The organism is Cupriavidus ulmosensis, assembly GCF_977008105.1.
Map to the genome: position 1 here is coordinate 3,495,373 of NZ_CDRMWP010000001.1, position 19,947 is coordinate 3,515,319.

The 19,947-nt window shown below is 70.6% G+C and carries 14 protein-coding genes; 5 read left to right on the forward strand and 9 right to left on the reverse strand.

The window, feature by feature from the left end; all coding sequences use genetic code 11:
• Window positions 1-8: 8 nt before the first annotated feature.
• Window positions 9-2,399, reverse strand: coding sequence for an ATP-binding protein (locus tag ACWTPI_RS16090; RefSeq protein ID WP_059413586.1), 2,391 nt, complete (start codon window positions 2,397-2,399; stop codon window positions 9-11).
• Window positions 2,400-2,735: 336 nt separating this feature from the next.
• On the opposite strand from ACWTPI_RS16090, the gene ACWTPI_RS16095 reads away from it, so the two are divergent.
• The 4 genes from ACWTPI_RS16095 (at window position 2,736) to ACWTPI_RS16110 (ending at window position 5,867) form a co-directional block, all read left to right on the forward strand.
• A complete protein-coding gene (locus tag ACWTPI_RS16095) occupies window positions 2,736-3,275 on the forward strand; it encodes a hypothetical protein (protein WP_454732150.1) in 540 nt (179 codons plus the stop codon).
• Window positions 3,276-3,411: 136 nt separating this feature from the next.
• The gene (locus ACWTPI_RS16100) at window positions 3,412-3,762 is read left to right on the forward strand and encodes a DUF1428 domain-containing protein (RefSeq protein ID WP_020206363.1); all 351 of its coding nucleotides are present in this window, start codon (window positions 3,412-3,414) and stop codon (window positions 3,760-3,762) included.
• Window positions 3,763-4,030: 268 nt separating this feature from the next.
• Entirely contained in the window at window positions 4,031-4,663 is a 633-nt protein-coding gene (locus ACWTPI_RS16105; RefSeq protein WP_059413584.1) for an MlaC/ttg2D family ABC transporter substrate-binding protein, read from the forward strand.
• Between the two features lie 295 nt (window positions 4,664-4,958).
• Window positions 4,959-5,867, forward strand: a complete 909-nt coding sequence (locus tag ACWTPI_RS16110; protein ID WP_059413583.1) for a crotonase/enoyl-CoA hydratase family protein — start codon at window positions 4,959-4,961, stop codon at window positions 5,865-5,867.
• A gap of 37 nt (window positions 5,868-5,904) precedes the next feature.
• On the opposite strand, the gene ACWTPI_RS16115 is transcribed toward ACWTPI_RS16110, so the two are convergent.
• From ACWTPI_RS16115 to ACWTPI_RS16150, 8 genes are all read right to left on the reverse strand, one after another.
• Window positions 5,905-6,708 (reverse strand): LytR/AlgR family response regulator transcription factor, encoded by an 804-nt coding sequence (locus ACWTPI_RS16115; protein ID WP_454732151.1) that lies wholly within the window; start codon window positions 6,706-6,708, stop codon window positions 5,905-5,907.
• A 19-nt stretch (window positions 6,709-6,727) separates the two neighbouring features.
• Window positions 6,728-7,816: a sensor histidine kinase gene (locus tag ACWTPI_RS16120; protein WP_454732152.1), complete on the reverse strand. Its 1,089-nt coding sequence runs from the start codon at window positions 7,814-7,816 to the stop codon at window positions 6,728-6,730.
• 156 nt (window positions 7,817-7,972) lie between these two features.
• Window positions 7,973-10,312 (reverse strand): DUF3141 domain-containing protein, encoded by a 2,340-nt coding sequence (locus tag ACWTPI_RS16125; RefSeq protein WP_454732153.1) that lies wholly within the window; start codon window positions 10,310-10,312, stop codon window positions 7,973-7,975.
• Window positions 10,313-10,401: 89 nt separating this feature from the next.
• Complete coding sequence (locus tag ACWTPI_RS16130; RefSeq protein WP_029043316.1) at window positions 10,402-11,526, reverse strand: ABC transporter permease; 1,125 nt, start codon at window positions 11,524-11,526, stop codon at window positions 10,402-10,404.
• 86 nt (window positions 11,527-11,612) lie between these two features.
• The gene (gene rbbA / locus ACWTPI_RS16135) at window positions 11,613-14,384 is read right to left on the reverse strand and encodes a ribosome-associated ATPase/putative transporter RbbA (protein ID WP_059413580.1); all 2,772 of its coding nucleotides are present in this window, start codon (window positions 14,382-14,384) and stop codon (window positions 11,613-11,615) included.
• 3 nt (window positions 14,385-14,387) lie between these two features.
• Window positions 14,388-15,458, reverse strand: a complete 1,071-nt coding sequence (locus tag ACWTPI_RS16140; protein ID WP_020201673.1) for an HlyD family secretion protein — start codon at window positions 15,456-15,458, stop codon at window positions 14,388-14,390.
• Window positions 15,459-15,474: 16 nt separating this feature from the next.
• On the reverse strand, window positions 15,475-16,968 hold the full coding sequence (locus ACWTPI_RS16145; RefSeq protein ID WP_052165800.1) for an efflux transporter outer membrane subunit: 1,494 nt from the start codon (window positions 16,966-16,968) through the stop codon (window positions 15,475-15,477).
• A 640-nt stretch (window positions 16,969-17,608) separates the two neighbouring features.
• A complete protein-coding gene (locus ACWTPI_RS16150; protein WP_454732154.1) occupies window positions 17,609-18,463 on the reverse strand; it encodes a cupin domain-containing protein in 855 nt (284 codons plus the stop codon).
• Between the two features lie 183 nt (window positions 18,464-18,646).
• Between ACWTPI_RS16150 and ACWTPI_RS16155 the strand changes: the two genes are divergently transcribed.
• Window positions 18,647-19,684, forward strand: coding sequence for an alpha/beta hydrolase (locus tag ACWTPI_RS16155; protein ID WP_059413577.1), 1,038 nt, complete (start codon window positions 18,647-18,649; stop codon window positions 19,682-19,684).
• The last annotated feature ends 263 nt before the right edge of the window (window positions 19,685-19,947 follow it).

Below are 19,947 nucleotides of genomic sequence, written 5' to 3' on the forward strand. Positions count from 1 at the left end.
GAGCAGCGTCAGATGGCGTTGGCGGCCGAGGCCTCGGCTTGCCCCGCGGCGGCGTCCGCCAGCATGGCGACGCTGTCCACGGCGAGCCGGTCCGGCAGGCAGACGATGGTCTGGAACTGGCGGAACGCGGCGCCCTCGCGATCGTCGGTGAAGCGCAGCTCGATGCTGCCCCGCGCGCGCGCCAGGAAGTCGTGCACGGCATCCATGCCAACCCCGCGCCCCGATACCGCGGTGACGGCCGCCGCGGTGGAAAAGCCCGGGCGGAAGATGAACTGCGCGAGCGCCGTGTCGGCCAGCTCGTCGCCGGCGCCGATCCAGCCGCGCTCGGCGGCGATGCGGCGGATGCGGTCGAGCGCGAGGCCGCGGCCGTCGTCGCTCAGCGTGATCTGCAGCACGTCCTGGTCCACGCCGACCTCGATGTCGATGTGGCCCGCGCCCGGCTTGCCGTGCGCGCGGCGCGCCTCGGCCGCCTCGATGCCGTGGTCGATGGCATTGCGCAGCAGGTGCGTGAAGACGTTCTCCAGCAGCGCGCCAGCCTCCTCGTGCACGCGGTAGCCGTTGTCCTGGATGCGCACCACCGGCGCCTCCTTGCCCAGCTCGGCCGCCAGCGACGGCAGCGAATCGAGCACGCCGGCCAGCGCCTCGCCGAAGCTCTGGGTCTCGAGCAGGCGCAGCGTGCGCAGCACCGCGGCGCGCATCGACACCAGGTCGTGCAGGTTGTCCGGATTCGCGGCCTCGAGCAGGCGCAGGCTTTCGCGGATGCGCTCCTTGCTGGCCGCCAGCAGCGGCGCCGCGCCCTGGCCGGCGCCCTGGCCCGGGCCGCGCCGGCCCAGGCTCACCGCGTTGATGCTGGCGTAGCGCTCCACCGTCTCGCGCACGCGCGCCAGTTCCTGCATCAGGCTGTCCTGGTCCCAGGCGCTGTCCTCGTCGGACTGGCGCAGCGATTCGTAGCGCTGCTCGGTCTCGTGCACCACGTCGGTCAGGTGCTGCAGGTTGTAGGTGCGCGCGTTGCCCTTGATGGTGTGCATGTTGCGGAACAGCGCGGCGATGGCGGCGCTGTCCGCCTCCGAGTACTGGCGGATGATGCGCTCGTTCTCGTGGATGAAGGTGGTCGAGCTCTCGATGAACTGGTGGAACTTCTCCTGGCTCACCGCGAGGATCTCGCCGATGATCTCCAGGCTGCGGCGCTGCTCGCTGGCCTCGGCCGCGAGCTGGCGCAACTGCGTCACGTCGCGCACGCACAACATCAGCCGCGTCACCGTGTCGGCGTCGTCGGTGATGGCCGACCAGCTCAGGTCCAGCATCTTCACGCGGCCGTCCGGCATGCGCCGCGCCACCTCGCCCGCCAGCAGGTGCTGGTTGAACACGAAGTTGATGGCGTCCTGCCCCAGGCAGGCGCCCACCGCCGCGTCGATCTGCGACAGCGCGTCCGCGCCCAGGTCGGTGCCGGCGAACACCAGTTGCATGAAGTCGCGCCCGGCGATGTCCGGCGTCTCGAAGATCTGCTCCAGGTACACCGAATACTCGGGATGCACCGTGCCGCCCTCCACCACCGTCAGGATGCCCTGCTGCATGTTCTGCAGGATGGCCTGGATGTCGGCGGTCTTCTGGCGCAGCAGCGCGGCGTTCTCCTGGATCTTCTCGATCATCTGGTTGAACGCCACGATGGAATGGCCGATCTCGTCCATGCGGCCCACCGGCACGCGCCGCGTGAAGTCCTGGCTGGTGGCGATCTCGCTCATCATCGCCTGCATGCGCGTGAGCGGGCGCGTGATCTGCCGGTACAGCAGCGCGCCGATCGCCGTCAGCAGGACGATGGCCACGCCGCTGACCACGCCGATGGCGGTGGCGGTGGTCGCCAGCTTGCCGTTCAGGCCGCTGATGGCCTCGTCCTTCTCGCGGTTCTTCTCCACGCGCAGCGTGTCGACGATCTTCTCCATCTCGTCGCGATAGCGCGCCACGTTGGCGAACAGAAAGGCCTGCGCGATCTCGTTGCGGCCCGCCGCCTTCATCTCGGCGGTCTCGTTGATCGCGCCGAAGTAGTTGTCCAGGCTCTCGCCGGCCTGTGTCAGCAGGCCCTTCTGCGCCTGCCCGTTGGCGCCCCTGGCCTGGCGCGCGAGCGCCTCGCGCAGCGCGGCTTCCTTGGCCTTGAGCTCGTCCTGCGCCTGCGCCACCAGGTTGCCGTCCGGCGCGTAGACCAGCGCCATCGTGGCCAGCTGCACATCCTTCACCAGCGATACCACGTCGGCGGACGCCAGCGCGCTGGGCACCACGCCCTCCGTCACCTGCCTCACCTCCGAAGCCCCGGCCCGGGTCTGGTAGACGGCGTAGCCGCCTATCGCCGCCAGTGCCACGAACATCAGGACAACCAATAACGTAATGCGATGACGGATGGTCATGCTCAAGCCCCTGTCTGCAAGCGTTTCAAGCCCTATATAAAGGGAAAATTGCCCGTTTTAAACGGAACGTATAGTCGTGCGCAGTGATTATTGCTAAACGAGTGTGACCGAGCGATGACGCGCCGTTGCGCGGGCCCCATCCCGGCCGCCCCCCCACAAGTGGGGGGATACGTCCACGCCCGGCCGCCGCGCCGCGCGCATCCGCCCCGCAACCCGCCGCGGCGCGCCGGACAAGGCCCGCGCGCACCCGGCAGCGCCCGCCGGCGCGGCGCCGCGCTGTCATGCCGCTGTCACCTCCGGCCACTAGCCTCGGCGCCATCCTGGGGAGGACGAGCCATGCAAGATCACGCTGGATTGCTGGAGAAAACGGCAGCCGGTCGCGAGATACTCGGGCAGCGGACCGGCGCGCTCGACCGGCGCAGCCGCGCGCTGCTGATCATGGTCGACGGCCGCACCAGCATGGCCGACATGGTCAGCCGCGCCGGGCAGCTCGGCCTTGACGCCAGCGCCGTCGCGCAGCTGATCGAAGGCGGCCTCGTCCAGCTCGCGGCGCGCGCGGCGGGCGACCGGGCCGAGGCCACGCCGCCCCAACCGCGCGAGCACGCGCCGGCAGCAACGCCGGCGCCCGCGCCCGCGCCCGCCGAAGCCGCCAGGAAACGCTCCCTCGCCGCCGCGCGCATGTACCTGATGGACGTGATGGCGCGCACCTTCGGCACCGCGGACCACCCGCTGCGCGCGCGGCTCGTCGAAGCCACCGACCGCGCCGCGGTGGAACTGGTGTTCGACGCCTTCCAGGTCCTGCTCAACGACACCGCCAGCCCGTCGCTGGTGGCGCACATCGAAGCCTCGTTCCGGGACCTGCTGCCGCTCGGCTGAAAACCGCCCGCGGCGTCACCCCGCAGAAAAGTTGCGCCCCGCCTGTCGATTTCGCCCACACTGAATCGTCGTCCGGGCAGCGGGCCGCATCGCGTCCGCCAATCACCCGTACGTCGACAAGCAAAGGAGATCCGACATGGCATACATCGATGGATTTGTCGTTCCCGTTCCCATCGCCAACCGCGAAACCTACAAGAAGATGGCCCAAACCGCCGCCGCCGTGTTCAAGGACCACGGCGCCCTCGCCCTCGTCGAGTGCTGGGGCGACGACGTGCCCGAAGGCAAGCTCACCTCGTTCACGATGGCCGTCCAGCGCAAGGACGACGAAGCCGTGGTCTTCTCGTGGATCACATGGCCCGACCGCAAGACCCGCGACGCCGGCATGAAAGCCGCGATGGAAGACCCGCGCCTGAAGGACCACGGCGAGATGCCGTTCGACGGCAAGCGCATGATCTTTGGCGGATTCGAGGTGCTGGTGGACGCCTGAGGCAACGCGCGCTTCCGTGCGCGGGAGCGCGTTTTGGCCGCCGCCGCCACCCGCGCGGCCTGCGCGGCCTGCGCGTCCATGCCGTGCCGGGGGCACGGCGAAGCACCATGCCCCGGCCGCGCACGCCGCCTTCGCGCGCCGGACCCGCCGCCGCGCGCGCCCCGCACGATCCCGCCACATGCCCCGCTGCTGCCGCCGCCAATGGCCGAACGCGGCAAAATCGCGCACAATGCAATGCAGCATGACGCCTTCCACGCGGGGTCCCAGCATGAAGAAACTGTTCCTGATTGCCCTATTGTCGGCATTGCCTGCCTTCGCCAGCCCGGCCTTCGCGCAGATCGACGACCAGTCGAAACCCCAGGCCCTGATCCAGACCGCCACGCAGCAGGTGCTCAACGAAGTGCGCAGCCGCGCCGTGGCGCCCGACGACATCCCGCGCATCACCGCCATCGTCAACCGCGACATCCTGCCCTACACCGACCTGCGCCGCACCACCCAGCTGGCGATGGGTCGCTACTGGCGCACGGCGACGCCCGAGCAGCAGGACCAGATCATCGAACAGTTCAAGATACTGCTGATCCACACCTACGCCGGCGCCATCGCCCAGCTCCGCCCCGACCAGCAGATCGCCTACCCGCCCTCGCGCTTCGAGCCCACCGAAACCGACGTGGTGGTCCGCACCGTCGCGCTCGACACCGCCAGCGGCCAGCCCGTGCAGATCGACTACCGCCTGCACAAGACCCCGCAGGGCTGGCGCGTGTACGACCTCAACGTGATGGGCGCCTGGCTGGTGCAGACCTACCGCCAGCAGTTCAACGAGATCATCCAGCAAGGCGGCGTGGAAGGCCTGCTGCGCTCGCTGACCGAGCGCAACCGGCTGCCGGTGGTGGTCAAGCAGTAAGGGCGGCGTGGCCGGGCATCGCGCGCGGCGGCGCGTGCCCGGGCGGATGACGGGATAGCGGGCGCGCCCTCGGCGCGCCTCTTTCTGCCGCGTGCGGGACAGAGGCCAGGCGCCGTCCGCGTCCAGCAAGCGCAACACCACGCAGCGGATGCAGCCACGCAGTGCACACCCTGCGCGCCGGCATTTCGCCCCGGGCAGCAGCGGCCCGCCTCTCCACGACAACCACTATTTACCGTCGAACCACCCCGGTGCTAGCCTGCCCCTGCCCCCTGCCGCTCCCACCGAGGAAACCGCCATGCCCACGTTCACCACCTTGCGCATCGACCAGGACCCGCAATCCCCCCGCATCGCCCGCCTGCTGCTGAACCGCCCCGAGCGCCTGAACGCGATCAACGACGACACCCCGCGCGAGATCCGCGCGGCGGTGGAATGGGCGCAGGCCAACGACGAGGTGCACGTCATCGTGGTGGAAGGCGCGGGTAAGGGTTTCTGCGGCGGCTATGACCTGGCCGACACGGCGCAGCAGTCGATCGAGCATCCGTGCCAGCAGGAGCAGTATCCGTGGGACCCGATGGTGGACTATGCCTGCATGAAGCGGAACACCGAGGACTTCATGAGCCTGTGGCGTTGCAGCAAGCCGACCATCGCCAAGGTGCATGGCTATGCGGCGGCGGGCGGCAGCGACATCGCGCTGAGCTGCGACTTGCTGGTGATGGCCGAGGATGCGCGCATCGGCTACATGCCCACGCGCGTGTGGGGCTGCCCGACCACGGCGATGTGGACGTTCCGGCTGGGCCCGACGCGCGCCAAGCAGATGATGTTCACCGGCGACACCATCGACGGGCGGCAGGCGCTGGCGTGGGGGCTGGCCAACGAGACCGCGCCGGCGGCCGAACTCGATGCGGCGGCGATGCGGCTGGCGCGGCGCATCGCGGGCGTGCCGCGCGCGCACCTGGCGATGCACAAGATGGTGGTGAACCAGGTGATGCTGACGATGGGCCTAGAGCAGACGCAGATGATGGCGACGGTGTTCGACGGCATCACGCGCCACAACCCGGAGGGGCTGTGGTTCCGCCGCTATGCGCAGGCGGAGGGTTTCAAGGCGGCGGTGCGCTGGCGCGACGGCGGCCAGCCGATTCCGGAAGGCGACGAGGCGCGGGCGCTGATCCGCGAGATGGAAGCGAAAGCGCGCCGGCAGGAATGAGCGCCGCGCCGGCGGTACGCCGGCAACGCCGCGCGCCTCACATGCCCCTGAACAGCTCCGCGTAAAGCCGGCTGACCCCGACCTTGTCCGCGCACCCGCGCAGCGCCAGCGTGAGCCTGCCGGCATCGTCGCGCGTGGCGGTGGCGATGGCGTCGGCGCGCACGATGGTGCCGCGGTGGACCTGCCAGAAGACCTGCGGGTCCAGCCGCGCCTGCAGTTCGCGCAGCGACATCCGGATCCAGTGCTGGCCGGTGGCGGTGACTACGCGCACGTATTTGTCGTCGGCTTCGAAGTAGATCACCTCGGCCACCGGGATCATCGTGATGGTGCTGCCGGCGCTGGCCTGGATCAGCTTGAGCGGCTCGGCGGCGGGCGCGGGCCGCAGCGGCGCGCCGGCGCCGAGCAGCGCGCGCAGCCGGGCCAGCGTGGCGTCGAACGCGGGCGCCTGCGCGCGCTGCGCGAGCGCGGCTTGCAGGCGGATGCAGGCCTTGGCCAGGCGCTCGGGCTGCACGGGCTTGAGGATGTAGTCGGCGGCGGCCTGCTCGAAGGCGTGCAGCGCGTAGTTGTCGAAGGCGGTGACGAACACCAGCAGCGGGAACGGCTTGCCGTCGGCGGGCCAGTCCTCGGCCAGCGCCTGCGCGGCTTCCAGCCCGGACATGCCGGGCATGCGGATGTCGAGGAACAGCAGGTCCGGCTGCAGCTCGAGCGCCTGCGCGAGCGCGGCCGCGCCGTCGCCCACGGTCGCCACGATGCGCAGGCCCGGCCACAGGCGGGCGAGTTCGGCCCGCAGGTCGGCGGCGAGCAGGGCTTCGTCTTCGGCGATGAGGGCGGTGGCTTGCATGGGACACGCGGTGGAGAGTTCAGGGAAGCGGCAGGCGCACGGTGGCGAGCGTGCCGCCGGCGCCGTCGGCGGCATTGTCGAGCGTGAAGCCGGCGCGGCTGCCGTACAGCTGGACCAGGCGCTCGCGCACCTGCGCGGTGCCGAAGCACGATGCGCCCGGCGCCGGCGCGAGCGGCGTCACGCGCAGCCCGATGCCGGTGTCGCGCACGGTGAGCACCAGCGCGCTGCCGTCCCGGCGCGCGGCGAGGCGGATCTCGCCGCCGTCGAGCTTGGGCTCGAGGCCGTGCCTGATGGCGTTCTCCACCAGCGGCTGGAGCAGCAGCGGCGGCACCGGCAGGCCGGCGAGCTCGGGCGGCAGGTCCAGCGCGATGCGCAGGCGCGCGCCCATGCGCACCTGCATCAGGCCGAGATAGTCCGCGATGCGCGCGAACTCCGACGACAGCGGATGCGGGCCGGAGCGCGACGCCTCCAGCGTGGCGCGCAGGAAGGCGATCAACTGGTTGAGCATGAGCTGGGCGCGCTGCGGGTCCTGGCCGATCAGCACGCGCAGGTTGCCCAGCGTGTTGAACAGCATGTGCGGCTCGAGCTGGGATTCCAGCAGGCGCAACTGGTTCTCGGCCGCGCTGCGCATGGCGGCCTGCTCGCGCGCGGCCATCGCGGCCAGGCGCCCGCGCGTGTAGAACACATAGCTGATGCCGAGCGACAGCGCCGCCACCACGATCGTGCTGACCATCAGCGCGCGCGGATTGCGCGCCAGCTCGGCGGGGCTGCCGCCGGTGCCGGTGAGCCACGCCGCCAGCGCGCTGCCGCCGAAATAGCCCAGGATGCCCGACACCAGCACCCACGGGAACATCAGCCGCCAGCCCGGCCAGGGCCGGCCGCCCGGCGCCGGCGCGTCCTGCCGGAAGCCGAGGCGCAGCAGGCCGTGCCGGCCGGCCTGGATCAGCGCCTGAACCGTGGCGGTGATGCAGGCCGAATAGACCAGGTTGATGCCGAACGGCTCGCGGTACAGCGCGCTGAAGAACAGCGCGACGCCCAACGCCACCGGCACGCCGATGCGCAGTTCGCGCAGGAGCCAGTGCTTGGGGCGGGTGGTGGCAGCTTGCATCGGGGCGGCAGCGTGAATGCGGAATGCGGGGCTGGCTCAGCCGACGGCGCCGGCCGGCGCCGCGCGCCACATCGCCAGCCCGCGTGCGAGGAAGATACCGCTAACCGCGCCGGAAGCAAAGCCGGCCGCGAGCACGATGCGCGCGACCAGCCAGCGCTACGTGCGCCGCCCCTTGGTCCCCGCGACCACCGGCGCGGGCCGCCGCGCCACGCGGCGCTTGGCGGGGGCCGGGGCCGGGGCCGGGGCCGGGACCGGCCCGGCGAGCGCGCGCGGCGCGCCGGCGTCCGCCGCCGCGCGGAACATGCCGAGCAGCCGCGCGAGGTCGCGCTGCTCGTCCGCTTCGAGCGGCACGGCGGTGGAGATGGTCTCGATGGTGTGCGTCATCTCGCGGATGCTGGCGGCGGGCGCGCCCGCGAGCATCGCCGGCACGGCGTCGATGGCCGCTTCCGGCGCGAGCCGGAGCAGGCTGGCCTGGCGCCGCACCATCTGCTTGAAGGCGGCCAGGCCTTCGGCGTTGTGCAGGCCGGGCCGGGCCTTGCCGTGCTGGGCGTCGTGCGCGGCGTGCAGCGAGCGCGCGAGGTTGAAGCGGCGCTCGTCCGCCTCGCCCTGCGAGTGGAGGATGTACAGCATGGCGCGCACGCCGGCTTCGAGCAGGCCGCCCTTGCCGATCTCGCCGCGCAGCTTTTCCATCTCCGCGGCGACGAAGGCGCGGTGTTCCGGCGTGGTGCCGGGATGCTGCCGCGCGGCCGCGCCGTCGGCGTGGTTCAGGCCGGCCAGCGCCTGCACCCACGGGTTGCCGTAGATGGCTTCGAAGGTCTTCTCGCAGGCGTCGTCGCGCACGTCGCGCCACTGGTCGAGCGCGGCCACGATGGCGTCGGACCAGACGTTCTGCATCAGCAGCAGCGGGTTGTCTTCCGGCACCGGCTCGCGCTGCTCGCGCACCTGTTCGGCCATCTGCGCGATGCCGCTGGCCAGCGGGCTGCGGTCCGACCACAGCTGGTAGGACACGCGCAGCGGCTGCAGCGCCTGCGTCCACCATGCCGACTGCGGCGTCACGCAGGCGCGCACCAGCGGCTGCAGCACGCTGCGGTACAGGCCGAGGTTGACCTCGGACACGCGCGCGGCAGTGGCGAAGCGCCAGTCGCTCTCGGCGTCGGGCTGCACGATCTTGCGCACGTCCTCGATGCCGCGCACCGCGATGGAGAGCATGTACGGGCCGTCGACCAGGCCGCCGCCCGGCGTGTCGGCGGTCTTGTCGTTGATCTGCGCCTGGTAGAGGCCGGCGGGCAGCACGTCGATCAGGTCGATGTTGCTGACGAACTCGCGGTGTTCCTTGCGCCCGGTGCTGCCCGAGACGAAGATGCCGAGATGGCCGATGCTGTCGTGCGTGGCGTAGACGATGGTCTGGTCGTGGCCGAGCACGTCGCCGTCGTCGCGGTACAGATCGGTGATCCAGCCCAGCGCCTGCGGCGGCGGCGTGATGTTGTCGCCGTAGGAGCAGAACACCACGATCGGCGAGCGGATGTGGCGCAGGTCCAGCCGCGTGCCGTCCGAGGTGATCAGCTCCGCGGTGGCAAGCTTGTTGCCGACGAACAGGTTGTCGACGATGTACTGCATCTCCACCGCGTTGAGGAAGACGTGGCCGCCCCAGTATTTCTCGAAGCCCAGGTAGCGCGGCGCCTCGGTGTCGACGTTGGCGTAGAGCTGGTACGACTTGCCCCACAGCGTGTTGGCCGGGTTGAGGTTCTCGAAATTCTGCACCAGCCAGGCGCCGTCGAAGCGGCCGTTGCCGAGGTCGCCGGTCAGCGCGGTGAGCCAGCTCCCGCCGAGCAGCCCGCCGGAGTAGCGCATGGGATTCCTGCCGCGCCAGCCGGCCCAGTACGACAGCGGCGCGCCGGCCAGGATGATGGGGCCGAACAGTTCCGGGCGCATGGCGGCGGTCATCATCACCTGCCAGCCGGCCTGGCAGTTGCCGATCACGGCCGGCTTGCCGATGCTGCCCGGATGCAGCGCGATCACCTTCTCCAGGAAGGCGGCTTCGGCCAGCATCACGTCTTCCACGGTCTGGCCCGGCACCGGGTCCGGCAGGAAGCCGATGAAGTAGCACGGGTGGCCGGTGCGCAGCGCGGCGCCGATCTCGCTGTCGCGCTTGAAGCCGCCGATGCCGGGGCCATGCCCCGCGCGCGGGTCCACCACCACGAACGGGCGCTTGCCGGGCACGGTGGGCACGTCCTCGGGCGCGGCGATGCGCACCAGGCCGTAGTTGACAGGGCGCGGCAGCTCGCGGCCATCCATGATGATCTCGGCGGCGAAGTCCAGCACGTTGGGCACGGCCTCGGCCAGGTGGGCCTGGTACTGGTTGCCGCGCTGGCGCATCACGTCGGCGTACAGCACGCCGCGCTGCAGGGCATCGGTGACGTAGGCGGCGGCCGCGCCCCAGCCGAAGCCGGGATAGCGCGATGCGGGTTGCTGGCTGGCGTATTCCTTGGATGACATGGCGGTCTGGCTCCTGGAAGGCAACGCGCCGGGGACCTGCGCGAATGCGGTGAAAGCGGTGAAGGCGACGGATATGGCGGATGCCGGGTTCAGGCCATCTGGCTGATGGTCCTGCGGAACCGCCGCAATGAAATCACGAACAGCACGGCGCCGATGGCCAGCAGCGCGAGGAACTGCGGCCACACCACGCCGGGCCCCGCGCCGCGGAACAGGATGGCCTGGCTGAGCTCGACGAAATGCGTGGTGGGCGCGGCCAGCATCAGGTTCTGCACCAGCACCGGCATGCTCTCGCGCGGGGTGTTGCCGCCCGAGAGCATCTGCAGCGGCAGCAGCACCAGGATCAGCAGCATGCCGAACTGCGGCATGCTGCGCGCCAGCGTGGCGAGGAAGATGCCCATCGCGGTGGTGGCGAACAGGTGCAGCGCGGCGCCGGCGAGGAACAGCGCCACCGAGCCGCCGATCGGCACGTGCAGCGCGCCGTGCACGATCAGCAGCAGCGACAGCGCCGCCGCGACCAGCACCACCAGCCCCATCGACCACACCTTGGCCAGCATGATCTGCGCGGGCGTGACCGGCATCACCAGCAGGTGCTCGATGGTGCCGTGCTCGCGCTCGCGGATCAGCGCGGCGCCGGTCAGGATGATCGACAGCATGGTGATGTTGTTGACCACCTGCATCAGCGCGCCGAACCACGCCTGCGTCAGCGTGGGGTTGAAGCGCACACGCACGGCCAGGTCCACCGGCAGCACCGCCGTGTCGCGGTAGCGCTGCAGGAACTCGCGCACCTCGCCCGAGACGATCTGCTGCACGTAGCCGTTGCCGGTGAACGCCTGGCTCATGCGGGTGGCGTCCACGTTGAGCTGCACCACGGCCGCGCGCCCGCCCAGCAGGTCGCGCTGGAAGTTGGGCGGGATGTTGAGCGCGAAGGTGTAGTCGCCGGCGTCCATGCCGGCGTCCTCGGCCGACGAGGTGATCATGCGCGGCGGCGTGAACTGCGGCGGGAAGAACGCCGAGGCGATGCGCGCCGACAGCGGCGAGTGGTCCTCGTCGACGATGGCGATCGGCGCCAGGTGCAGCGTGTCGGGCTGCGCGGTGGCGGCGGAGTAGACCGAGGCGGTGAAAGTGTAGACGATCAGCACCAGCATCGTCAGGTCGCGCGCCAGGCTCCACAGCTCCTTGCAGCCGAGCCGGTAGACGTTGACCAGCATGCGCAGCCACCGCTGCCCGCGCATGCCGGCCGGCCCGGCCGCCAGCGCTGCGGCCCGGGTACCCGTGGCGGATGCGTTCGGCGTCGGCGCCATCACTTCTCCTGCTTGTCGAGCAGCATGATCGTGGCGCCGAGGATCACCGGCACCGACACCAGCAGCGGCCAGAAGGCGGCGTGCAGGTCGGCGAAGCCCAGCGCCTTGTTGAACACGCCGCGGCTGATGATGAGCATGTAGGTGGCGGGATAGAGCTCGCCGATCAGGCGCGCGCTGCCCTCCATCGAGGACACCGGCGTGAGCATGCCGGCGAACTGGATCGCGGGGATCATGGTGCCGATGATGGCGAAGAACATCGCCGCGATCTGGCTGCGCGTGAAGGTCGAGGCCAGCAGCCCGATGCCGGTGGCCACCACGTTGAATATCAGCACGGCCGCCAGCAGCGCGAGGAAGTTGCCCTTGACCGGCACGCCGAACACGGTCACGGCCAGCAGCGCCATGAGCAGGAAGTTGAGCATGGCCAGCAGCACGTAGGGCAACTGCTTGCCGATCAGGAACTCGGCGCGCGTGACCGGCGTGACGTACAGGTTGAGGATGGAGCCGAGCTCCTTCTCGCGCACCACCGACAGCGCGGTGAGCATGGCCGGCAGCATCAGCAGCAGCAGCGGGACCACCGCCGGCACCATCGCGGGCAGGCTCTTGACGTCGGGGTTGTAGCGGTAGCGCGTCTCGATCGAGAAACCCGGCGCGGCGCGCTGGCCGAGCCGCTCGCGCGCCTGCGTCTCGAGCCAGTTCTGGTGCATGCCCTGCACGTAGCCCTGCACGGTCTCCGCGCGCGAGGGCATGGCGCCGTCGATCCACGCGCCCACCTGCACCGCCTTGCCGCGCGCCGCGTCGCGCGCGAAGCCGGGCGGGATCTCGATGGCCAGCGACAGCTCGCCGCTGCGCATGCGGCGGTCCAGGTCGTCGTAGTCGGTGATGGGCGCGTGCTCGATGAAGTAGCGCGAGCCGGCGATGTTGAGCGCGTAGTTCTGGCTCAGCGTGGTCTGGTCGCGGTCGAGCACGGCGTAGCGCAGGTCTTCCACATCCATGCTGATGCCGTAGCCCATCACGAACATCAGCACCACCGAGCCCACCAGCGCCAGCGTGGCGCGCACCGGGTCGCGGCGCAGCTCCAGCGTTTCGCGCCACAGGTAGCTGATCATGCGGGCCGGCGAGAACCAGAGGCGCCGGGCCGGCGCCGCGGCGGGCGAGGCCTGTGCGGTCACGGAGTCGGCCGCCGAATCGAGTACCGGCGCGGCAGCCTGCGCCTCGGCCGGCGCGCCGCCGCCGGCTTCCACCAGGTAGTCGATGAAGGCGTCTTCCAGCGTGGCCGCGCCGCGGTCGCTGACGATGCGCGCGGGCGGGTTGCTGACCAGCACCTTGCCGGCGTGCATGAGCGAGATGCGGTCGCAGCGCGCGGCCTCGTTCATGAAGTGGGTGGAGATGAAGATGGTGACGTGGTCCTGCCGCGACAGCGCGATCAGCAGGCGCCAGAAGCTGTCGCGCGCCACCGGGTCCACGCCCGAGGTCGGCTCGTCGAGGATCAGCAGCTCCGGCTTGTGCACCATCGCCACGGCCAGCGAAAGGCGCTGGCGCATGCCCAGCGGCAGGCTGTCCGGCAGGCTGCCGAGCACGTCGCCGAGCGCGAAGCGCGCCACCATCTCGTCCACGCGCGCGGGCACCTCCTCCTCGGGCACGTGGAACAGGCGCGCGTGCAGCACCAGGTTCTGCTGCACGGTGAGCTCGCTGTAGAGCGAGAACGCCTGCGACATGTAGCCCACGCGGCGGCGCGTGTCGATGTCGCGCGGGTCCACCTCGTTGCCGAACAGCCAGGCCTGCCCTTCGCTGGCCGGCAGCAGGCCGGTGAGCATCTTCATGGTGGTGGACTTGCCGCAGCCGTTGGAGCCGAGGAAGCCGAAGATCTCGCCGCGGCGGATGCGGAAGTCGACGTGGTCCACCGCGACGAAATCGCCGAAGCGCATGGTCAGGCCCCTGGCCTCGATGGCCACGGGCGTGTCGTCGCCGATGCGCAGCGGCGCGATCTCCACCGGCTGGTAGCCGCGCTTCTTGTCGTCCGGCAGCAGGCCGACGAAGGCGGATTCCAGGTCCGCCGCGCCGGTGCGCGCGAGCAGCTCCGCCGGCGTGCCAGTGGCGAGCACCTTGCCGGCGTCCATCGCCACCAGCCAGTCGAAGCGCTGCGCCTCGTCCATGTAGGCGGTGGCCACCAGCACGCTCATGCCGGGCCGCTCGCGGCGGATGCGCGCGATCAGGTCCCAGAACTGCGCGCGCGCGAGCGGGTCCACGCCGGTGGTGGGCTCGTCGAGGATCAGCAGGTCGGGGTCGTGGATCAGCGCGCAGCACAGGCCGAGCTTCTGCTTCATGCCGCCCGAGAGCTTGCCCGCGGGCCGCGCCAGGAACGCGTGCAGGCCGGTGCTGCGGGTGAGGTCGTCGATGCGGCGGCGGCGCTCGGCGGCGTCATGGCCGAACAGGCGCGCGAAGAACTGCAGGTTCTCTTCCACCGACAAGGTGGGATACAGGTTCTTGCCCAGCCCCTGCGGCATGTAGGCGATGCGCGGGCAGACCGCGTCGCGGTGCGCGCGGCTGGCCATGTCGCCGCCGAGCGCGTGCACGGTGCCGTCCTGCACGGCGCGCGCGCCGGCCACCAGCGCCAGCAGGCTCGACTTGCCCACGCCGTCCGGCCCGATCAGGCCGATCATGCGGTCGGCCGGAATGTCGAGGTCGACGCGGTCGAGCGCCACGGTCTTGCGTCCATAGCGCAACGAGACGCCGGCCAGGCGCACGACGGCGGGAACGCGCCCGTCGGCCATCGCCTACTCCGGCACCGTGACCGCGAGGCTGGCCGGCCAGGCCACCTTCGGGTCCACGCGTACCCAGGCCACGCCGGGCAGGCCGGTCTTGACCAGCTTGAGATGCTTCTGCAGCAGCTCGCGGCTGATCTGCGCCTTGACGCGGAACATCAGCTTCTGGCGCTCGCTGGCGGTCTCCACGGTCTTGGGCGTGAACTGCGCGGTGCTGGAGACGAACGAGATGGTGGCCGGGATCACGTACTGCGGCGCGGCGTCCAGCACGATGCGCGCCTCCGAGCCCATCGCCAGCCTGCCGGCCTGCGCCTCGGGCAGGAACAGCGTCATGTAGACGTCGGACAGGTCGACCAGGTTGAGCACCTTGCCGCCGGCGGCCAGCACTTCGCCGGGCTGCGCCACGCGGTATTGCACGCGGCCGTCGCGCGGCGCCTTGAGTTCGCTGTCGGTGATGTCGGCCTCGATGCGGTTGATGGTGGCCTGGGTGGCTTCCACCGTGGAGCGCGCGCCGACCACCTGGGCGCGGGCCGCTTCCACCGCGGACTGCGCCGCCGCCACCTGCGCGCGGGCCGCCGCCACCGCGGCGCGCGCGCTGCGGGCGCGGGCGCGGTCGTCGTCGAGCTCCTGGATCGAGGAGGCGCCTTCCTTCGACAGCGTCTCCGAGCGCGACAGCCGGCGCTCGGCCGCGTCCAGCTCGGCCTCGCGCTGCGCCAGCAGCGCTTCCGAGGTGGCCTTGTCGCTCAGGCGCGCGGCGGCCTGCGCCTCGGCCGCGGCCACGCTGTTGATGGCCTGCTGGTGCTGCGCGCGCGCTTCGTCGCGCTGGGCCTGCAGCACCTGCACCTGCATGCGCGCCAGCGGCTGGCCGGCTTTGACGAAATCGCCCTCGAAGACCAGGATGTCGTCCACGCGGCCGGCCAGCTTGGTGGCCACGTCGACCTCGGTGGCCTCGATGCGGCCGTTGCCGCTGGTGAAGCCGGGGCCTGGGCCGGTGTCCCGGAGCGAGGTCCAGGCGTACCAGCCGCCGGCGGCGGCGGCCAGCGCGATCAGGACGGGAACCAGCTTCTTGGCGGGAAATTTCATCGGGAATGACCTTGGCTCATTGCGGGGGAGGCGCGGGCGCGGGCGCGGACCGGGCGGCGTCGACGGCGGTGCCGCCGCCGCCCAGCGCCGCATAGAGGCTGACGCGGCTGGCCAGCAGCGCGCGGCGCGACTGCACGGCCTGCTGCTCGACGGCGAGCAGGTCGCGCTCGGCGTCCAGCACTTCGAGGAAAGCGGCGGCGCCGTGGTCGTAGCGCAGCTTGGCCAGGCGCGCGCGCTCGGCCTGCGCGGCCTGGGTGGCCTGCAGGATGTCCACCTGCTCGGCCAGCCAGCGGCGCGCGGACAGCGCATCGGCCACGTCGCGGAAGGCGCCCTGGATGGTGCGCTCGTACTGCGCCACGGCCTCGGCGCGCTGTGCCTCGGTCAGCGCGAGGTTGGCGCGCAGGCGGCCGCCCTGGAAGATCGGCAGCGTGATGCTCGGCGCGAAATTCCACGCCAGGCTGCCGCCGCGGAACAGGCCGCTGAGGTCCGCGCTGGCGGTGGCGAGCGAGCCGGTCAGCGTGATCTGCGGAAAGAAGGCCGCGCGCGCCGCGCCGATGTTGGCATTGGCCGCGCGCAGCTGGTGCTCGGCGGCGACGATGTCGGGCCGGTTCTCCAGCAGCGCGGACGGCAGGCCCGGCGCCAGCTCGCGCATCAGCTCGGCGTCGTCGATCAGGCCGGTGGCGGGCGCCATGTCCACGGGCCGGCCCACCAGCAACTCGAGCGCGTGCGCCTGCGCGGCGCGCTCCTGCTCGAGCTGCGCGGCCAGCGTGCGCGCCTGCTGCCACAGCGTGGTGACTTCGGTCAGCTCCAGCCGGGAGGCGGAGCCGACCTGCTCGCGCCGGCGGAAGATGCGCAGCGACTCGGCGCGGCTGTCGATGGTGCGCCGGGCCAGCATGATGCGCTCGTCCAGCTCGCGCAGCGCCAGGTAGGTCTGCGCGACCTGGGTGATCAGCCCTTGCCCGACCGCGCGCTGCGAGGCCTCGCTGGCGAGATAGCTGTCCAGCGCGGCGTCCTTGAGGTTGCGCACGCGGCCCCAGAAATCGAGTTCCCACGGGCTCAGCGCCAGGCCGACCTGGTACTGGCTGCTGATGACCGGGCGGCCGGTGAGGTTGAGGTCGCCGGGCACGCGCTGGCGCGTGTCCCCGGCCACGCCGGCAAGCGACGGGAACAGATCGGCCCGCTGGATGCCGTAGGCCGCGTAGGCCTGCGCCACGCGCGCGGCGGCAACGCGCAGGTCGCGGTTGTTGTCGAGCGCCTGCGCGATCAGCTCGCGCAAGGTGGGATCGGCGAAATAGTCGCGCCAGTCCAGCGCGGCGGCACTGGCGGCGGCCGGCTGCGCGGCGGCGTCGGGCTCCCACGACGCGCGCACCGGCAACGGTGGCCGCGTGTCGGGCGGCGCCATCGAGATGCAGCCGCCCAGCAAGGCGGCGAGCGCCAACGCCCCGGCGCAAGCCAGGATTGGCCTGGGGGCGGGCAGGCGGGCTGATGTCAGGGCGGGGGCTGGTGGCATCGGTTCCGTTGGGTCCGCGCGGGGCGCGCCGCGGTATGCGATGCGCCCCCGGGACGGGTGGCATCCCCCTGTAGGGGATTGCCTCATTCTAGGGAAAACCCTCCGATACATATCTGATATGTATCAAATGCCACAGTCTTCCTTCGCGGAATCCGGGAGCCGGCGCGGCCCGGCGCTCAGGTTGTGGGCGACCCGGATTTACGGCATAATCGCCGGCTTAGCGCAGTGCTGGCCAGCCGGGTTTCCCGGCACGAGCCGCCGGCACCCACTCCGCCCGAGTGGTGAAATTGGTAGACGCAGGGGACTCAGACCAAATTTGAGCCCTCCGGGGGAAACTCCAGAGGTGAAGCCCGTCAAACTCGGTGAAGGCCCTGGACTCAGGTCCGAGCTAATGCCGAGCCAAGCCCTCGAACCGAAAGGTTCAAGGGAAGGTGTAGAGAGCAGACGGCGGGCACCTACGGTCGCAAGACTATGGTGAAGGCGTGCTCCAGACCACGAACGCCCTGCCCCGCGCAGGTCGGCGGCGAAAGCCGAAGTGGGAAGAAAATCCCCCGCCGCAAGGCGTGCCGGTTCGATTCCGGCCTCGGGCACCAATTCGGAAGCCGCCTCTGTTCACGCAGAGGCGGCTTTTTCGCTTTTTTCATTTCCCGGCCGGCTGGCCGGCGCCCGTCAACGCGGACTGCATCCGCTTCCACTCGCGCGGCGAGCTTCCCGTCTGCGCCTTGAACGCGCGCGACAGCGCCGCTTCGCTGCCATAACCCACCTCGTCGGCAATCAGCCGCAGCGCATGGCCGCGATGCAGGGCCAGTTGTGCGAGGCTGATGCGCCAGCCCTGCAGGTATTGGCCCGGCGTCAAGCCGACGACTTCATGGAACGTATTGGCGAACACCGTGCGCGACATGCCCGCGGCGCCGGCCAGCCCTTCCAGCGTCCATTCCTGCGCGGGTTTTTCGTGCATCGCCACCAAGGCATGGCGCAGCCGCGGATGCGACAGGCCCGCGAGCAGTCCGGCCCTGGCATGGCCATGCTCCATCAGGTGGCGAAGGATCTGGATCAGCACCACCTCGAACAGACGATCCAGCAGCGCCTGCCGGCCGCAGCGCTCGGCGAAGGCTTCGTCGAACAGCAGCGCCAGCACGTCCTTCGCCCCTTCGATCCGGTTCAACGGCAGGCACACGAATGCCGGCAGCGCGGCGCAGATCGGATGTGAAACGCCTCCCTCGAACTTCAGGTTGGCGCAGGCGAAATCCGCGCCGCGCGTCTCCTCGGTGATGAAGCGGTGCGACAGCGGGCGCGGATACAGCAAGAGGCTCGGCTCGCGCACGCGCGCGGCGACCTTGCCGTCGTTCACGACTTCCACCTCGCCCCAGCGCACCAGATGCAGCTGGCCGGTGTCCTCGGCGGTGAGGTCGCTGATGCCGCACAGCGCGCCGGTATTGAACACCTGCGCGGTGACGCTGAAACGCGCGAACAGCGCTTCGAGGCGGTCGACCATATCCGTACTCCAAGTCAATTTATCCGTACTTTATGGCACGTATCGTACCAAGAACGCGGGCAAAGTGGTACCTGCCAACCAGCACTCCCCAATGCTTCGGAGCGTGCCGGTGTCCACCGCAACGTCGGCGCGCCCCTGACGGCCGCCGAGCAAGCCACCTCTCACCGCACCAGGAGAATGACAATGAACATCCTCAAGAAAACCCGCGTGACCCGCATCGCCGCAGCCGCCGTGCTGATGGCCGCCGCATCCGCCGCCCTGGCCGGCAACGCCGGCGGCCCGCTGGTCGAAAGCCATGTGCAGGGCTTCCTCGACGCCCTCGCCAAGGGCGGTGGCCAGCCGATCGAGACCCTCGCGCCGGCCGATGCGCGCCAGGTGCTGCTCGGCGCGCAGAAAGGCGCCAAGCTGCCGCCGGCCGACGTGAGCGAAAAGACCATCAGCTACAACGGCCAGCCGCTGAAGCTGACCATCGTGCGCCCGCGCGGCGCCAAAGGCGCGCTGCCGGGCTTCATGTTCTTCCACGGCGGCGGCTGGATCCTCGGCAGCTATCAGGACCACGAGCGCTTCGTCCGCGACCTCGTCGTCGATTCCGGGCAGGAGGCGATCTTCGTGAACTACACCAGTTCGCCGGAAGCGCACTACCCGACCGCGATCAACCAGGAATACGCCGCCACCCAGTACGTGGACACGCACCGCAAGGAACTGGGCCTGGACGATCACGAACTGGCCGTGGTCGGCAACAGCGTCGGCGGCAATGCCGCGGCCGTGGTCGCGCTGAAGGCCAAGCTGGAAAACGGCCCCAAGCTGCGCTCGCAGATCCTGTTCTGGCCGGTGACGAACGCCAGCTTCGAGAACGCCTCGTATGACCAGTACGCCAACGGCTTCTTTCTCAGCAAAGGCATGATGAAGTGGTTCTGGGACGCCTACACCACCGACCCGAAGCAGCGCGCGGAAATCTACGCCTCGCCGCTGCTGGCCTCGCCCGAGCAGTTGAAGGGCCTGCCGCCGGCGCTGATCCAGACCGCCGAGAACGACGTGCTGCGCGACGAAGGCGAAGCCTATGCGCGCCACCTCGACCAGGCCGGCGTGCCGGTGGTGTCGGTGCGCTACAACGGCATGATCCATGACTACGGCCTGCTCAACGCGCTGGCCGACGTGCCGGCGGTGCGCTCGGCGCTGCATCAGGCCAGCGAGACATTGCGCTCGAGCCTGGCTCGCTGACCGGCACGCCCCGGCAACAGGCGACACAGGCAACAAGCAACAAGCGCCAAAGCGCAGCCTGGCCGGCTGCGCTTTGGCGTTTCGGGAACGGCGAGCCGGCCTGCGCGCACCGGAAACGGGCACGGAGCGCGTTGCCGCGCATGCCACCCCTCTTTCGTCGGGGTGGGAAATCGCGCAACAACGATGAATAAAGGGTAAACCCTTATATAATGGACGGCTTTGCTGGCCACGGCGACTGCCGCCGCCAGCCACGCCGCGCGCGA

Excerpts from the sequence above, each read along its gene's own strand:
- ACWTPI_RS16090 (WP_059413586.1), bottom strand. The coding sequence starts at position 2,399 with ATGACCATCCGTCATCGCATTACGTTATTGGTTGTCCTGATGTTCGTG.
- ACWTPI_RS16095 (WP_454732150.1), top strand. The coding sequence starts at position 2,736 with ATGCAAGATCACGCTGGATTGCTGGAGAAAACGGCAGCCGGTCGCGAG.
- ACWTPI_RS16100 (WP_020206363.1), top strand. The coding sequence starts at position 3,412 with ATGGCATACATCGATGGATTTGTCGTTCCCGTTCCCATCGCCAACCGC.
- ACWTPI_RS16105 (WP_059413584.1), top strand. The coding sequence starts at position 4,031 with ATGAAGAAACTGTTCCTGATTGCCCTATTGTCGGCATTGCCTGCCTTC.
- ACWTPI_RS16110 (WP_059413583.1), top strand. The coding sequence starts at position 4,959 with ATGCCCACGTTCACCACCTTGCGCATCGACCAGGACCCGCAATCCCCC.
- ACWTPI_RS16115 (WP_454732151.1), bottom strand. The coding sequence starts at position 6,708 with ATGCAAGCCACCGCCCTCATCGCCGAAGACGAAGCCCTGCTCGCCGCC.
- ACWTPI_RS16120 (WP_454732152.1), bottom strand. The coding sequence starts at position 7,816 with ATGCAAGCTGCCACCACCCGCCCCAAGCACTGGCTCCTGCGCGAACTG.
- ACWTPI_RS16125 (WP_454732153.1), bottom strand. The coding sequence starts at position 10,312 with ATGTCATCCAAGGAATACGCCAGCCAGCAACCCGCATCGCGCTATCCC.
- rbbA (WP_059413580.1), bottom strand. The coding sequence starts at position 14,384 with ATGGCCGACGGGCGCGTTCCCGCCGTCGTGCGCCTGGCCGGCGTCTCG.
- ACWTPI_RS16140 (WP_020201673.1), bottom strand. The coding sequence starts at position 15,458 with ATGAAATTTCCCGCCAAGAAGCTGGTTCCCGTCCTGATCGCGCTGGCC.
- ACWTPI_RS16145 (WP_052165800.1), bottom strand. The coding sequence starts at position 16,968 with ATGCCACCAGCCCCCGCCCTGACATCAGCCCGCCTGCCCGCCCCCAGG.
- ACWTPI_RS16150 (WP_454732154.1), bottom strand. The coding sequence starts at position 18,463 with ATGGTCGACCGCCTCGAAGCGCTGTTCGCGCGTTTCAGCGTCACCGCG.
- ACWTPI_RS16155 (WP_059413577.1), top strand. The coding sequence starts at position 18,647 with ATGAACATCCTCAAGAAAACCCGCGTGACCCGCATCGCCGCAGCCGCC.